The following is a 12,933-nucleotide window of genomic DNA, read 5'->3' as shown; positions in this document are numbered from 1 at the left end:
TTTTTACGCCGGCCTGCCCGAGCGCCTCCTCAAGCGGTCAAATAACAACGAAAGAAGATATATTCAATAAACCGGAGGGGCAGGCCTAATTACGTCGTTTCGCACGCAAGGTTGGGTCGGCCTGTGTGGGGTCTTCGGGCCAGGGGTGTTTGGGGTATTGCGCGCGCATGTCCTTTCGGACATCAGCGTAGGAGCCCGCCCAGAACCCCGGCAGGTCGCGTGTGATCTGAATGGGGCGTTGGGCCGGGGACAGCAGGGTGATCTTCAGCGGTTCGCCTCCGACAACCGGATGGCGCGTGACACCGAACAGTTCCTGCAACCGGACCGAGATTTCCGGGATCGCCCCGCCATAATCAATCGGTACCTTGCGGCCCAACGGCGTCTGAAACGCGCCCGGCGCACGTCGGTCCAGTTCCTGCGTCTGGGTCCAGTCTAGCCGTGCACGCAGGGCAGGCAGCAGATCAAACCGCTTCCAGTCCTCGGCCGAACGCACGCCCGACAGCATGGGCAGCAGCCAGTCCTCTAGAGTGTTCGTCAGCCCCTCGGCTGAGAAATCGGGCAGGTTGGCACCTTCGGCGCGGACAAGTTCAACCCGCGCCGCCAGCCGGGCGGAGGCCCCTTCGAGCCGCAAGCCGAGGTCGCGGACACCGTCCAACATCGCCAGTGCCAAGGTTTCGTCGGGCACGTCCTTCCAGATACGGTCATCCAAGGTGATCGCGCCCAGCCGTTCCTGCCTGCGGGCGATGACGCGGCGGTCGCGTTTGGACCACGCACAACTTTCGACCCAGGCGATCTGATCCGCGAAGAGATCACGGATTTCACGTTCCGAGATCTGCGCAGCCATGCGCACGCGCGCCTCGCGCGGATCGCCGTCGGTGTCGGTGACAACCAGATAGGGGGCTGCGGCCAGGGTGTCCGTGCTGTCCAGTACCACTCCCTTGCCACCCGACAAGACATAGCGCGGCTCATCGCCTTTGCGGCTTTGGCCGATGCGGTCGGGATAGGCCAGCGCGGCCATGGCGGCGGGGCTCAGGTCGGATGGGCTGCCCTTTCTGCGCAGCCGCTTGGCTTCGGCCTTGATGCGATCAAGCGCACCCGTATTTACTTGCCAGACGCGGTCGCGTTGAAAAGTGCGCAGGTCACGCAAGGCCTCATACCGCAACAACATATCAACAGGCGCGCCACGCAGTGGGTCGCGCTCGGCCATCAACGCGGCCAGAGGGGCGGCGTCCGGCCCGGCACGTTCCAGCATATGTCCTAGCCTTGGGTGCAGGGGCAGGGCGGCCAGCGCGCGACCGTGATCGGTGATCCGCCCCTTGCGGTCCAGTGCGTCCAGCATGGTCAGCAAGGCGCGGGCCTCAGACATCGTGCCTTCGGGCGGAGGGGTCAGAAAGGCCAGATCGCCCGGTTCCGCCCCCCAAAGCGCCAGTTCCAGCGCCAGACCGGTCAGGTCGGCTGCCTCGATCTCGGCCGGAGGGTAAGCGGCCAGCGCGCCGTCTTCGCCCTTAGACCACAGGCGATAGCAAACGCCTTCAGCCACGCGTCCGGCACGGCCCGTGCGTTGGGTTGCCTCGGCGCGTGTGACCCGTTCCGTTACCAGCCGCGACATGCCTGATCCCGGATCAAACCGCGCCCTCCGTGCCTGTCCCATATCGACCACAACGCGGATGTCGGGAATGGTTAGAGAGGTTTCGGCAATCGACGTGGCCAGAACGACCTTGCGCCCCGTCTCGACCGGACCAATCGCCTTGCGTTGGGCGGCGAAGGGCATCGCGCCGAATAGGGGGCGCACAACACACACATCGGGCAAGCGCCCGGCCAAGGCGTTTTCGGCGCGGCGAATCTCGCCCTCGCCTGGCAGGAAAACCAACATCCCGCCGGTTGTTTCGCGTTCGGCCTGCACCACCAGATCGACCAGAGCATCCAGCCGTCGCGCCTTCGTGCCCAAAGGATGGTCCAGCCAGCGTGTTTCAACCGGAAAGCTGCGGCCGGACGAGGTTACTAGTGGCGCGTTCATCAACCGCCCGACAGGTTCGGCGTCCAACGTGGCAGACATGGCCAAAAGGATCAGATCGTCGCGCAACGCGCTTGTCACCTCAAGGCAAAGCGCCAGTCCAAAATCGGCATTAATGGACCGTTCGTGGAATTCGTCAAAGATCACCGCGCCAACGCCGGGCAGGTCGGGTTCGGATTGTAGCATCCTGGTCAGGATGCCTTCGGTCACGACCTCGATCCGGGTGTTGGCCGACACCTTCGCTTCGCCCCGTACCCGGTAGCCCACCGTCTGCCCCGCACGTTCGCCCAGCGTTTCGGCCATGCGTTCCGCTGCCGAACGGGCGGCCAGACGGCGCGGTTCCAGCATCACGATCTTGCCGTCACACAAACCCGCCTCGAGCATCGCCAGAGGGACCCGGGTCGTCTTACCCGCGCCCGGAGGCGCTTGCAGTACGGCCCGCCCTGCGGATTTTAGGGCAGCCAGCAGTCCAGGAATGGCGTCGTCGATTGGTAGTCGAGTCATGCAGGCTTTATCCGCCAAGCGCCGGGCGGCGTCCAGTTCCTCTGCACCGGTTTCGTCAGAGGAGAGGACTATCTCGCACGCCTTTACCCAAAGCGGGTCCGCACGCTGGGCCTGAGCAGCGACGGTGAGGGGGACAAAAACCAATCGCCAGGGTCACAAAAACAGCGCAGCGTGTTGGCATCCAGCGGGTTCTTCGCACAGTCCGGTCTGGACAAATCGGCTGTGGCGACGGCAAGTAGTGGAGCCGCAGGAGGTTGGGACGAAAATGGACATAGACAACCTGAGTGACAGGATTTTGGACGGAGACCGGCGTGCGCTGGCCCGCGCGATCACTTTGGTCGAAAGCGGCCGTGCTGACCACCGGGCGCAGGCGGGTGAACTATTGGCGCGTCTGGCCAATTCCGGGCGGCAGGCGCTGCGCATCGGGCTGTCGGGCACGCCGGGCGTTGGCAAATCCACATTTATCGAAAGCTTCGGCATGATGTTGATCGGGCAGGGGCTGCGCGTTGCTGTTCTTGCGGTCGATCCCAGCTCGGCCCGGTCCGGCGGGTCCATTTTAGGCGACAAGACCCGGATGGAGCGTCTGAGCCGCGAACGCGCCGCCTTTATCCGCCCGTCCCCAAGCCAAAGCCATCTGGGTGGTGTGGCCCGTCGCACCCGCGAGGCCATCGCCCTGTGCGAGGCCGCAGGGTTCGACGTGGTTCTGATTGAGACCGTTGGCGTGGGGCAATCCGAAACCGTGGTGTCCGAGATGTCGGACTTGTTCCTGCTCTTGCTTGCACCGGCGGGCGGGGACGAGTTGCAGGGGGTCAAGCGCGGCATCATGGAAATGGCGGATATGATTCTGGTCAACAAGGCGGATGGGGACCTCAAGGCTACTGCAACCCGTACCTGCGCAGATTATGCGGGAGCATTGCGGCTGTTGCGCAAGCGCCCGCAGGACCCTGAGGGCTTTCCCAAGGCAATGACGGTTTCAGCCGTCGAAGAACACGGGTTGGAACAGGCTTGGGTCGAGATGCAGGCGCTTAGCCAATGGCGCCGTGAAACAGGTCAATGGGCAGCGAACCGGTCCGATCAAGCCTGTTTCTGGTTCGATCAGGAGGTGCGCCATGCCCTGCTGGCCAGGCTGGAAACGTCCGAGGCCAAAGCTGAAATGGCATCGTTGAATGCCAAAGTCGCGCAAGGGGTGCTCAGCCCGGCTGCTGCTGCGCAACAGATGCTGTCTCATCTGGCTTAGGGGGCTGGTTAGTGTGGTGTTTTTTTTTGAATTTTCCTGACAAAACCATGATGTGACGGGTGCGCCCCGGCGTCATGCAGCAAAGTCAAAGAATTCCGTCGATCCGTCTTGACCCTCTCGGCGATTCCCACTACACGCATCCAACCAGTTTTCGGGCGCGACTTCGGGTTGTGCCCCTAGTGATTTGGCCGAGGGCGTTTTGCCTGGCCTCCAGAAACAAAGGAAGAAACCATGTCGCGCCGTTGCGAACTGACCGGAAAAGGCCCGATGACTGGCAACAATGTCAGCCACGCCAAAAACAGAACTCGTCGTCGTTTCCTGCCCAACCTAAACGACGTCACCTTGCAGTCCGAAGCTCTGGGCCGTGGCGTGAAGCTGCGCATCTCGGCGGCTGCGCTGCGCTCGGTCGACCACCGCGGTGGTCTGGACGCGTTCCTGGCCAAAGCTAAGGACGAAGAGCTGTCGGCCAACGCGCTGAAAGTGAAAAAAGAAATCGCTAAGGCACAGGCCTCCGCCTAAGCTTTTTCCGATCTGCGAATTTTGGCCCTGCACCTGTCCGGTGTGGGGTCTTTTCGTTTGTAGTCAGGGCATTACGAGAAAAGCACTTCCAGCGTGACAATGTTCACATACAGTTGGCTGACGTAGGGTTAAGCTTAGTCATATTCATCTGGCGGAGTTCACTCTCATGTCTTTCAAATCCTACGATTTTCTTGCCCTGTTGACCGGTTTTTTCGGCAATACCTTTGGGACAGGTTTTCGGATGCAACGTCAGGTGAACCGGCTGCATACGAGCTTGACCAAAGGGTCCGTAAAACGACCGGAACTGGACCGCTGACTGTTCATTTCAAACCAAGGGCTTCTAGCGCTGCCGATTGTGCTTGAAGCCCGCTTTCCCTCGGGCTTATACCGTGGGTCAGAGTGAGACCCGTTCTGAAATATCTCTTGCCTTACATGCTTTCGCTGCTGGTTGTCCTGACCGGTCAGAGCGTTGCGGCCTCGCGCGGGGTGGACGCCGCTGTAGGGCAGATGGTGCTGTGTACGGGCACAGGGCCGGTGGTCGTCTATATGGACGCCGAAGGACAACCGACGCAACCGCCGCACTATTGTCCGGACTATGCGCTGACATTGCTGGGGGCGATTGACGCGCCGCATGTGGACGTTCCGCCTGCGCCGCGCCCCAAGGTTGCCGTGCCGGCACGCACACGCGGAAATCTGATCGCGGCACCCCGTCCACGTCATCCGGCGCGCGCGCCTCCGGCCCGGATTTGATCGCAAACTCAGTTCGTTCAAATACCCAAGTCAGGAGAGGCGCAATGCCCTTTTCATCCAAATTCACGGCGGTGCTGGCCGCCGTTACCTTTGCCTCCGCCGCTATGGCGCAGGACACTATCACGGTCGAGGATGCCTATGCGCGGTCGGCAGGCAAAGCAGCCAAGGCCGGGGCGGCCTTTATGGTGATCCAAAACAGTGGTGATGCCGAGGACCGGCTGATCGGTGTGCAATCCGATGCGGCGGCACGGGTCGAGTTGCATACCCATGAGATCGATGAAAACGGCGTTGCCAAGATGATCCATGTTGAGGAAGGCTTTGTGATCCCGGCGGGCGAGTCGCATATGCTGAAACGCGGCGGCGACCATGTGATGTTCATGGGACTTGCCGCTCCGTTCGAACAAGGTGAGACGGTTCCTGTGACGCTGATCTTCGAAAAAGCCGGTGAGGTCGTGATCGAGGTTCCCGTCGATTTGGAACGTCACGATACGGGCGGCCACGGGTCGCATTCCAACTAGGCCTACGCCTGTCTTCAGGCCGCGATGCGGCCGTCATCCATGCGTCAGGCCGGGTAAAACCCGGCCTGTTTGCGCCTTAGCGGTTAACGACACGCGGGGCGACCCGGTCATGGGCGCGTTTGAAGCGCGCTGCCAGAAAGAACATGACGGCAGAGAAGGCCAGGGCTGAGAAGGCGATCGCCCAGCCAAGCGCGACCATACCACTACCGGGCCAAAACAACAGGACCAGCCCGATGATTAGGGCAACGATCCCCGAATTGCGAACAGTCCCCGCATCTGGGTTGCGTTCGGGCATTTGTCGCCACGCCATCAGCGCGCCGATCCCCACGATCAGCGCCCATGCGCCTAGCAGGAAAAAGGTCAAGCGCGCGACGCCTTCGGGCCAGATCAGTAGTACCAGACCGATCAGCAGCGCGCCGACGCCAACACCGCCGATCAGGCCGCGCCGCCCGAACCCCAGCAGGGTGAGGCCGCCATCCAATACCAGCAACACCCCCACCAGCCGCAGCAGCAGTGCGATACTACCCGTGGGCCAGAACAGCGCTGCAATTCCCAGCGCGCCTGCCAGAAGGCCGCGCAGCAGGAAGGTCCACCACAGATTGGCCAGTTGATCGCCCAGCGCATCGCGGCTGTCCATGCTGTGTGCCTCAAGGATCTCTGGCTGGGGGTTGTTCGGGTCGGTCATTGGGGCCTCCGGTATTGGCAGGGTTATTCAGCCCCAAAATAAATCGTTTTTCAACCGCAGGTTAGGATTGGGTCAGCAATCCGTCGACCCACTGCGGCACGATCTGAGTGGCTGGGCCCAGAATGACTTCATCATACCGCGAGGCGCCATCCGAGGGATCAAGGTTTAGTTCAACCGTTCGCGCTCCGGCCAAGGCAGCTTCGTGTACGAATGCAGATGCCGGGTAGACCTGACCTGACGTGCCGATTGATGCAAAAACGGTCGCCCCTGCCAAGTGGTCGTAAATGAGGTCCATGTGATACGGCATCTCGCCGAACCAGACCACGTCGGGTCGGGCAGAGGGGGCGGTGCAGGCCGGGCAAACCTCGCCCACGGACATCTCGGGTGGGGCAGTCCAGCGATGATCGCAAGTGGCACAGAGTGCTCCTGCAAGCGTGCCGTGCATGTGCAGGACGTTTTCGGCCCCGCCAGCCTCGTGCAGGTTGTCAACATTCTGGGTGACGATCACAACCTCCGACGGAAAGTCGCGTTGCAGGCGGGCGAGCGCCAGATGGGCGGCGTTGGGCTGCGCTTTGGCAGCCTGAATACGGCGGGCGTTGTAAAAGCCGTGAACCAACGCTGGATCACGTGCAAAGCCCTCGGGCGTGGCGACGTCTTCGATCCGGTGCTGGGACCACAGACCGCCTTCGTCGCGAAATGTGCCCAAACCGCTTTCGGCGGAAATCCCGGCACCTGTCAGAATGACGATCTTTCCCATCTTTGCCTCACGCGCTACACCTTGCCTCATGAGCCACCGTATCCTGTTTGTCTGTCTGGGCAATATCTGCCGTTCTCCTGCCGCCGAAGGTGCTTTTCGTACCCGTGCGCCCCATTTTGTCACCGACAGTGCCGGGACCTCGGGCTGGCATATCGGTGATCCGCCTTATGGGGCGATGCAAAAAGCGGCGCGGGCGCGCGGGATTAAGCTGGACGATCTACGGGCGCGGCAATTCGTGGCCGAGGATTTCCACCGGTTCGATCTGATCATCGGGATGGATGCCGACAATATCGCGAATATCGAGCATCTGCGCCCTGCGGGAAGTGACACTCCGGTTCGTTTGCTGACCGATTTTGCTCCGCAAACTGGTGCGGACCATGTGCCTGATCCCTACTATACCCGCGATTTTGATGGAGCCTTGGACCTGATTGAAGCAGCCGTTGAAGGCCTTGAGGCGCATCTGCGGGGTTAGCCCATCACCTTGAGCCTGTCTGACAGCCACGGCAGTTGCGATAGCGCCGGGTCCACGATCTGGCTGCGCATCAGGCGGCGCATCATATCGGCCACCTCTTGCGGGACCTGATCGGACCAATCGGTGCGGGTGAACAGGGAAATCATCCTCGAGAAGTCCCCAAACGGGGCTGGGTGCGCCTCTAGGCTGTCATGGAACCGGGCGGCGCGCATGAACCCCAAGGGCGTGGTGATGGCCCAGCCGAGGCCACGCGCGACCATTGCCATCAGCGCAAGATGCGAGCCGATCTCGAACCGTTCCTCGAACTCTAGCTTCTGGCGGGCCAGATGTGCCTCGATCTGGCGGCTGATAAGCTGTTCACGGGCGTAGCGCAGAAACGGAAGCGTCTGCACCGCATCCTGCGCTCCTTTGGGAGTGACCAGAATGAACGGATCCTGCACTAGGGGGTATTCGGCTACGCCTTCAAGCACTTCACCGGAATGCGCTGATACAGCCATGTGCAGGCGCTGGGCTTCTAGGTCGGCGAACAGGTCAAGACTGGGCAGGGTGATCAGCTTGAACTTCGAACGCGTCAGGCTGTCGGCCAGCAATGTCGCCAGTCTGGGTGTCAGGTCATTGTCGAAATCGTCGATCAGCCCGATGGACAGGGTAGTCAGATGGCCCAGATCCATCACGGTCAACTCGCTCTGGGCCATTTGTAACTCGGCCAAGACGGTTTCGGCGCGTGCCAGAAAGCTGCGCCCAGCCTGCGTCAGCCGCATCGGGCGACGTCCATGGTCGACCAGTTCGGTGCCCAACGCATTTTCCAGATTGCGCAATTGCTGGCTGACCGATGGCTGGCTGAGCCCGGTGATCTCGGCCGCCTGCGCCACCGAACCGGTGCGCGCTAAGGCCTCGAACACTTCAAGGCCCCGCAAAGTCAGCCCTTTCATCACCATAGCACACCCCTTTTGCTGCGCCTTTTCTGAGGCGCAGGACGGGTCAGGTCAAGGATGCTGAGGTATTTAGCTACAGATCGCCTGCGCCATCTGGCCGAAATTCTGATACCGATCCCACAACGCATCATCGCGCGCGGTGCGCGACATCTTCAGCTCTTGCGCCTGATGTGGGTCAGCGAACCATTTCGAGACGGTCTTCTGATCGCTGCGCGTCAGTGCCTGATCGGCCACGCGCTGAATGCAGGTGCACCGATCCCGTGTCGCTGCCGACCGGTCCGATGCCAGACACGCCCGCTTGATTTGCGCGGCCTCAACAGCCAACGGAGAGCTTGCCACGGACGCAGCACAGAATGCGATTAGGAAGAACTTTTTCATGCTCATGCCTCGTTTTTGCCTGCCCGGAGGGATCTTGCGCCCCTCTCGGCTTTCGACAGAGTATGAATCAAACTGGATTCGGGATCAATCAGGCGTTGCAAAATTGTGATTGCGCAGTGGAACAAAGTCGCATTTGCTAAGGCAAACCATCGGATTTGAAACTAAAATGCTTAAGAAATACGGCCGCACATTCCATTTGCCGCAATCCCCCGGGGCCACCAGCGATGACAAGATCATGCGCAGTGTCGGCGGGTTGATTGCCGCAAATGAGGTTGTCTTTACCGAGAAAATGGACGGTGAGAATACGACAATCCACAGTCAGGGCTGCCATCCGCGCAGCCTTGATGCCCGATACCATCCGTCGCGCGATTGGATGAAAGCCTTTGCGGCTGGAATCTCGCCTCAACTGGCCGGGGATGAGCGCATAGTTGGCGAATATCTCTTTGCGCGCCACTCTATAGCGTACCGCGCGTTGCCATCCTATTTTCTGGGTTTTGCGTGGATTAAGCAGGAGGAGGTTCAGGCCTGGGACGCGACTCTCTTGCGCTTTGCCGAACTTGGGATCGCATCCGTCCCAGAACTGTATCGCGGGCGGTATTCGGATCAGGTTGTCAGCACGGTTCTTTCCGATCTTGATCTGGAGAGGCAAGAGGGTTTCGTCGTTCGAGACTTTGCAGCATTCCCAGAGCGGGATATGCCAACGCACCTGGCGAAATACGTGCGCGAAGACCATGTGCAAAGCGACACGCATTGGATGAATGCCGAACTGATCAAAAACGAGTTGGCTTCATAAGCAACAGACCCGGAAACAAAGGGGTTTACCGGGTGCGGTCCCACCTTGACCAGCGCCCGTTTTCGAACCATATCCCGTCGCTATGACAGACCTCGCTCATATCCGCAATTTCTCCATCGTCGCGCATATCGACCATGGCAAATCCACCCTTGCTGACCGGCTCATCCAAGAGACCGGAACGGTCAAGGATCGCGACATGAAGGAACAGCTGCTCGACAGCATGGATATCGAGCGCGAGCGGGGCATAACCATCAAGGCCAACACGGTCCGTATCGACTATACCGCCGACAATGGCGAGGCATATGTGCTGAACCTGATCGATACCCCCGGCCACGTGGATTTTGCCTATGAGGTCTCACGGTCCATGCGTGCGGTCGAAGGGTCTCTGCTGGTTGTGGACTCGACCCAAGGGGTCGAAGCGCAGACGCTGGCGAATGTCTATCAAGCCATCGACGCCGATCATGAGATCGTGCCAGTGCTGAACAAGATCGACCTGCCCGCGTCCGACTGTGACCGCGTGGCCGAACAGATCGAGGACGTGATCGGCATCGACGCGACCGACGCCATTCAGGTCAGCGCCAAGACGGGGCAGGGCATCCACGAGACGTTGGAAGCCATCGTGCAGCAACTGCCCGCACCACAAGGCAATCTGGACGCGCCGCTCAAGGCGATGCTGGTCGACTCGTGGTACGACGCATATCTGGGCGTGATCGTCCTGGTCCGCATCATGGACGGCACGCTGAAAAAGGGGATGCGGGTCAAGTTCATGTCGAACGGGACCCTCCATCATGTGGACCGCGTCGGAGTCTTTCGCCCCGAGATGGAGATGGTCGACAGCCTAGGCCCCGGTGAGATCGGCTTTCTCACCGCGTCGATCAAACAGGTCCGCGACACCCGCGTCGGGGATACCATCACCAATGACCGCAACGGGACTGAGGACGCGCTGGACGGCTTCAAACCCGCGCAGCCGGTGGTGTTCTGCGGCCTCTTCCCCGTCGACAGTTCCGAATTCGAAGACCTGCGCGATGCGATCGACAAGCTGGCGCTGAACGACGCTTCGTTCTCGTTCGAAATGGAGACCTCGGCCGCGCTGGGCTTTGGCTTCCGCTGCGGCTTTCTGGGCCTGTTGCACCTTGAGGTCATCCGCGACCGGATCGAACGTGAATATGATATCGAGCTCATCACCACCGCGCCGTCGGTGATCTATCACGTCTACATGAAAGACGGCGAGATGATCGAGCTGCACAACCCTGCCGACATGCCCGACCCCTCGAAGGTCGACCATATCGAGGAACCGCGCATCAAGGCGACCATTCTGGTGCCCGACGAATACCTCGGCGACGTGCTGAAACTGTGCCAGGACCGCCGTGGTATCCAGCTGGACCTGACCTATGCGGGCAGCCGCGCCATGGTCGTCTATGACCTGCCGCTGAACGAGGTCGTCTTTGACTTCTACGATCGCCTGAAATCGGTGACCAAGGGCTACGCATCCTTCGACTACCAGATGACCGGCTATACAGAGGACAATCTGGTCAAGATGTCGGTGCTGGTGAATGACGAACCCGTCGATGCGCTCTCGACCATGGTCCACCGCGACCGGGCCGAGATGCGGGGCCGGGCGATGTGCGAAAAGCTCAAGGACCTGATCCCGCGCCATATGTTCAAAATCCCGATCCAGGCCGCCATCGGAGGCAAGGTCATCGCCCGCGAGACCCTCTCGGCCCTGCGCAAGGACGTGACCGCCAAGTGTTACGGAGGCGACGCCACCCGGAAACGCAAACTGCTGGATAAGCAGAAGGCGGGGAAAAAGAAGATGCGCCAGTTCGGGAAGGTCGATATCCCGCAGGAGGCGTTTATTTCAGCGCTCAAAATGGACAGCTAAGGCTGTCCATTTCTTCCTCTTGGTTTGTCTAAGTTTATGCGGATTCTGGATCGGCGTCCGATTGTCCGAGGTCGGTGAGTTCAGTCCAGACCGCCTCAGGTATGTCCCAATCGGCCCACTCAAGCGTTTGGTTTACATGCTGGGGCCACGTCACCCCGCAAACTGTTGAAGCAATGTTTGCATCTCGAAGCGAGTATTGCAGCGCCAGCGCGCCCATTGGAATGTCGTATCGGGCACAGATATCTTCGACCGCGCGCACAGGCGCGAGCATTTCTTCTGTTGCTGGCCGGTAAACGTAAAAGTGGTGAACCGCGCTACCTCTTGCCAGAATTCCTCCCGCGTAGGGTGCTGCATTTAAGACGGTGACACCCTTGGAAACGGCTTGTTCGATTAGGGGCGAAGCATTCACGTTTACAAGTGTGTGCCGGTTATGCGTCATCACGACATCGAAGTCCCAGTCGCGCAACATAGGCGACAGAACGTCCAGCCGTCCGCCGGCCAAACCAACGGCAGTTGCAAGGCCTTCCTCTTTGATTTTGAACAATTCGTCCAGCGCACCTCCGCTGCGCGTGATCTCTGACATATCACCAGCGTATTCCGGGTCGTGGAGGTGAAGGATGTCGACGCTGTCTACGCCGAGTGCCATCAGGCTTTGCTCTAACGACCGCCTGGCTTGGGTAGCGTCGAACACGCTCGTCTCCATGTCGCGGTCGATTTTCGTGGACAATACACAACCTTCTGGCAAACCGCCGAGTTCACGAATTACGCTCCCAATGCGGTCTTCACTTCGGCCCATAGCATAGCCGCGTGCGGTATCGATAAACCCGTCGGGGCGGGTAAGTATTTTGCGCAAGGTTTCTCGCGCCCTATTCTCATCAACTTCGTAACCATAGATTTGCGGAATGCTACCTATTCCTGTTGACCCAAAACCAATTCGAGGAATTCGCACCCCGGTTAGACCGATTTCGTGAAACGTCGTCATGGCTCCCCTCCTTTAAAATTCGAATCAGAATATATGAATATTCTGCGGGGCCGTTATGCACTTCAAGCTTGAGGGCTGAGTAAAATCACTTGAAATCCAAACAGGATATCCGGATCTGTGATCCAGCTCACAGCCCAACTTTTTAAAACTTGCTAGTGTTGACCTAGCGGCAACTTCGGCAGGAGGCCCCTATGTCCATGGTCCCCATAATCGCCCTCGGATCGGCAGGTCTCTATTCCATTGCCATGATCTCGATGAAGTTCTGGTGGAAAATCCCCGGCCTCGGCCTTAGCCTGTTGATCGTGGCAACCCTGCTGGCCGCCGCAACGCTGGAGCTTGCCGCGCTGCGCGAGGAGCGGTTGGGCATCATCTATACCGGCATTCTGGGGGCCGAGGTTGTGCTGATCGCCATCGCCTCGTTCTTCTTGTTCGGTGAAGACTTCTCGATGCGGGAAGGGGTCGGGATTGCCTTAGTTGTCGCCGGAACCGCCTTGGCGTGGGCCTGAT

Annotated in this window: 14 protein-coding genes; 8 read left to right on the top strand and 6 right to left on the bottom strand. The window is 60.0% G+C overall.

All coding sequences use genetic code 11. The features are described from left to right. Positions 1–85: 85 nt before the first annotated feature. Complete coding sequence (hrpB, locus tag ACR0CA_RS03655) at positions 86–2,518, bottom strand: ATP-dependent helicase HrpB (RefSeq protein WP_480897464.1); 2,433 nt, start codon at positions 2,516–2,518, stop codon at positions 86–88. A gap of 265 nt (positions 2,519–2,783) precedes the next feature. On the opposite strand from hrpB, the gene meaB reads away from it, so the two are divergent. The 4 genes from meaB to ACR0CA_RS03635 all read left to right on the top strand — a co-directional run bounded on the left by meaB (position 2,784) and on the right by ACR0CA_RS03635 (position 5,542). Beyond that, positions 2,784–3,755 carry a methylmalonyl Co-A mutase-associated GTPase MeaB gene (meaB, locus tag ACR0CA_RS03650; protein WP_480897463.1) on the top strand — a complete coding sequence of 324 codons (972 nt, stop codon included), beginning with the start codon at positions 2,784–2,786 and terminating at the stop codon, positions 3,753–3,755. A gap of 231 nt (positions 3,756–3,986) precedes the next feature. Next, entirely contained in the window at positions 3,987–4,274 is a 288-nt protein-coding gene (gene rpmB, locus ACR0CA_RS03645; protein ID WP_170326827.1) for a 50S ribosomal protein L28, read from the top strand. 432 nt (positions 4,275–4,706) lie between these two features. Next, positions 4,707–5,024: a hypothetical protein gene (locus ACR0CA_RS03640; RefSeq protein ID WP_480897462.1), complete on the top strand. Its 318-nt coding sequence runs from the start codon at positions 4,707–4,709 to the stop codon at positions 5,022–5,024. 44 nt (positions 5,025–5,068) lie between these two features. Beyond that, the gene (locus tag ACR0CA_RS03635) at positions 5,069–5,542 is read left to right on the top strand and encodes a copper chaperone PCu(A)C (RefSeq protein WP_480502743.1); all 474 of its coding nucleotides are present in this window, start codon (positions 5,069–5,071) and stop codon (positions 5,540–5,542) included. A gap of 76 nt (positions 5,543–5,618) precedes the next feature. Here the strand turns inward: ACR0CA_RS03635 and ACR0CA_RS03630 are convergent, their stop codons facing one another. Together ACR0CA_RS03630 and ACR0CA_RS03625 are read right to left on the bottom strand one after the other, a co-directional pair. After that, a complete protein-coding gene (locus ACR0CA_RS03630; RefSeq protein WP_170782814.1) occupies positions 5,619–6,227 on the bottom strand; it encodes an HdeD family acid-resistance protein in 609 nt (202 codons plus the stop codon). A gap of 61 nt (positions 6,228–6,288) precedes the next feature. Then, positions 6,289–6,984: an NAD-dependent deacylase gene (locus ACR0CA_RS03625; protein ID WP_480897461.1), complete on the bottom strand. Its 696-nt coding sequence runs from the start codon at positions 6,982–6,984 to the stop codon at positions 6,289–6,291. A 28-nt stretch (positions 6,985–7,012) separates the two neighbouring features. Between ACR0CA_RS03625 and ACR0CA_RS03620 the strand changes: the two genes are divergently transcribed. Beyond that, on the top strand, positions 7,013–7,456 hold the full coding sequence (locus ACR0CA_RS03620; protein ID WP_480897460.1) for a low molecular weight protein-tyrosine-phosphatase: 444 nt from the start codon (positions 7,013–7,015) through the stop codon (positions 7,454–7,456). Here the strand turns inward: ACR0CA_RS03620 and ACR0CA_RS03615 are convergent. Beyond that, positions 7,453–8,394: a LysR family transcriptional regulator gene (locus ACR0CA_RS03615; protein ID WP_480897459.1), complete on the bottom strand. Its 942-nt coding sequence runs from the start codon at positions 8,392–8,394 to the stop codon at positions 7,453–7,455. The two genes, ACR0CA_RS03620 and ACR0CA_RS03615, sit on opposite strands and share 4 nt — an antisense overlap. A gap of 66 nt (positions 8,395–8,460) precedes the next feature. After that, positions 8,461–8,769, bottom strand: a complete 309-nt coding sequence (locus tag ACR0CA_RS03610; protein WP_480494433.1) for a hypothetical protein — start codon at positions 8,767–8,769, stop codon at positions 8,461–8,463. A 166-nt stretch (positions 8,770–8,935) separates the two neighbouring features. Here ACR0CA_RS03610 and ACR0CA_RS03605 point away from each other — a divergent pair, with 166 nt between their 5' ends. After that, positions 8,936–9,562, top strand: coding sequence for an RNA ligase family protein (locus ACR0CA_RS03605; RefSeq protein ID WP_480897458.1), 627 nt, complete (start codon positions 8,936–8,938; stop codon positions 9,560–9,562). Positions 9,563–9,644: 82 nt separating this feature from the next. Further along, complete coding sequence (gene lepA / locus ACR0CA_RS03600; RefSeq protein WP_170355008.1) at positions 9,645–11,444, top strand: translation elongation factor 4; 1,800 nt, start codon at positions 9,645–9,647, stop codon at positions 11,442–11,444. Between the two features lie 34 nt (positions 11,445–11,478). On the opposite strand, the gene ACR0CA_RS03595 is transcribed toward lepA, so the two are convergent. Further along, positions 11,479–12,426 carry an aldo/keto reductase gene (locus tag ACR0CA_RS03595; RefSeq protein WP_480897457.1) on the bottom strand — a complete coding sequence of 316 codons (948 nt, stop codon included), beginning with the start codon at positions 12,424–12,426 and terminating at the stop codon, positions 11,479–11,481. 191 nt (positions 12,427–12,617) lie between these two features. Between ACR0CA_RS03595 and ACR0CA_RS03590 the strand changes: the two genes are divergently transcribed. Then, entirely contained in the window at positions 12,618–12,932 is a 315-nt protein-coding gene (locus tag ACR0CA_RS03590) for a hypothetical protein (RefSeq protein ID WP_237215608.1), read from the top strand. Position 12,933 lies beyond the last annotated feature (1 nt).

It is taken from the genome of Ruegeria sp. F12, assembly GCF_056533885.1.
This window is presented reverse-complemented; position numbering and strand designations above follow the sequence as displayed.

What these genes read in the sequence shown, in the direction of transcription:
- hrpB (WP_480897464.1), bottom strand. Translation starts at nt 2,518, where the DNA reads ATGACTCGACTACCAATCGACGACGCCATTCCTGGACTGCTGGCTGCC.
- meaB (WP_480897463.1), top strand. Translation starts at nt 2,784, where the DNA reads ATGGACATAGACAACCTGAGTGACAGGATTTTGGACGGAGACCGGCGT.
- rpmB (WP_170326827.1), top strand. Translation starts at nt 3,987, where the DNA reads ATGTCGCGCCGTTGCGAACTGACCGGAAAAGGCCCGATGACTGGCAAC.
- ACR0CA_RS03640 (WP_480897462.1), top strand. Translation starts at nt 4,707, where the DNA reads ATGCTTTCGCTGCTGGTTGTCCTGACCGGTCAGAGCGTTGCGGCCTCG.
- ACR0CA_RS03635 (WP_480502743.1), top strand. Translation starts at nt 5,069, where the DNA reads ATGCCCTTTTCATCCAAATTCACGGCGGTGCTGGCCGCCGTTACCTTT.
- ACR0CA_RS03630 (WP_170782814.1), bottom strand. Translation starts at nt 6,227, where the DNA reads ATGACCGACCCGAACAACCCCCAGCCAGAGATCCTTGAGGCACACAGC.
- ACR0CA_RS03625 (WP_480897461.1), bottom strand. Translation starts at nt 6,984, where the DNA reads ATGGGAAAGATCGTCATTCTGACAGGTGCCGGGATTTCCGCCGAAAGC.
- ACR0CA_RS03620 (WP_480897460.1), top strand. Translation starts at nt 7,013, where the DNA reads ATGAGCCACCGTATCCTGTTTGTCTGTCTGGGCAATATCTGCCGTTCT.
- ACR0CA_RS03615 (WP_480897459.1), bottom strand. Translation starts at nt 8,394, where the DNA reads ATGGTGATGAAAGGGCTGACTTTGCGGGGCCTTGAAGTGTTCGAGGCC.
- ACR0CA_RS03610 (WP_480494433.1), bottom strand. Translation starts at nt 8,769, where the DNA reads ATGAAAAAGTTCTTCCTAATCGCATTCTGTGCTGCGTCCGTGGCAAGC.
- ACR0CA_RS03605 (WP_480897458.1), top strand. Translation starts at nt 8,936, where the DNA reads ATGCTTAAGAAATACGGCCGCACATTCCATTTGCCGCAATCCCCCGGG.
- lepA (WP_170355008.1), top strand. Translation starts at nt 9,645, where the DNA reads ATGACAGACCTCGCTCATATCCGCAATTTCTCCATCGTCGCGCATATC.
- ACR0CA_RS03595 (WP_480897457.1), bottom strand. Translation starts at nt 12,426, where the DNA reads ATGACGACGTTTCACGAAATCGGTCTAACCGGGGTGCGAATTCCTCGA.
- ACR0CA_RS03590 (WP_237215608.1), top strand. Translation starts at nt 12,618, where the DNA reads ATGTCCATGGTCCCCATAATCGCCCTCGGATCGGCAGGTCTCTATTCC.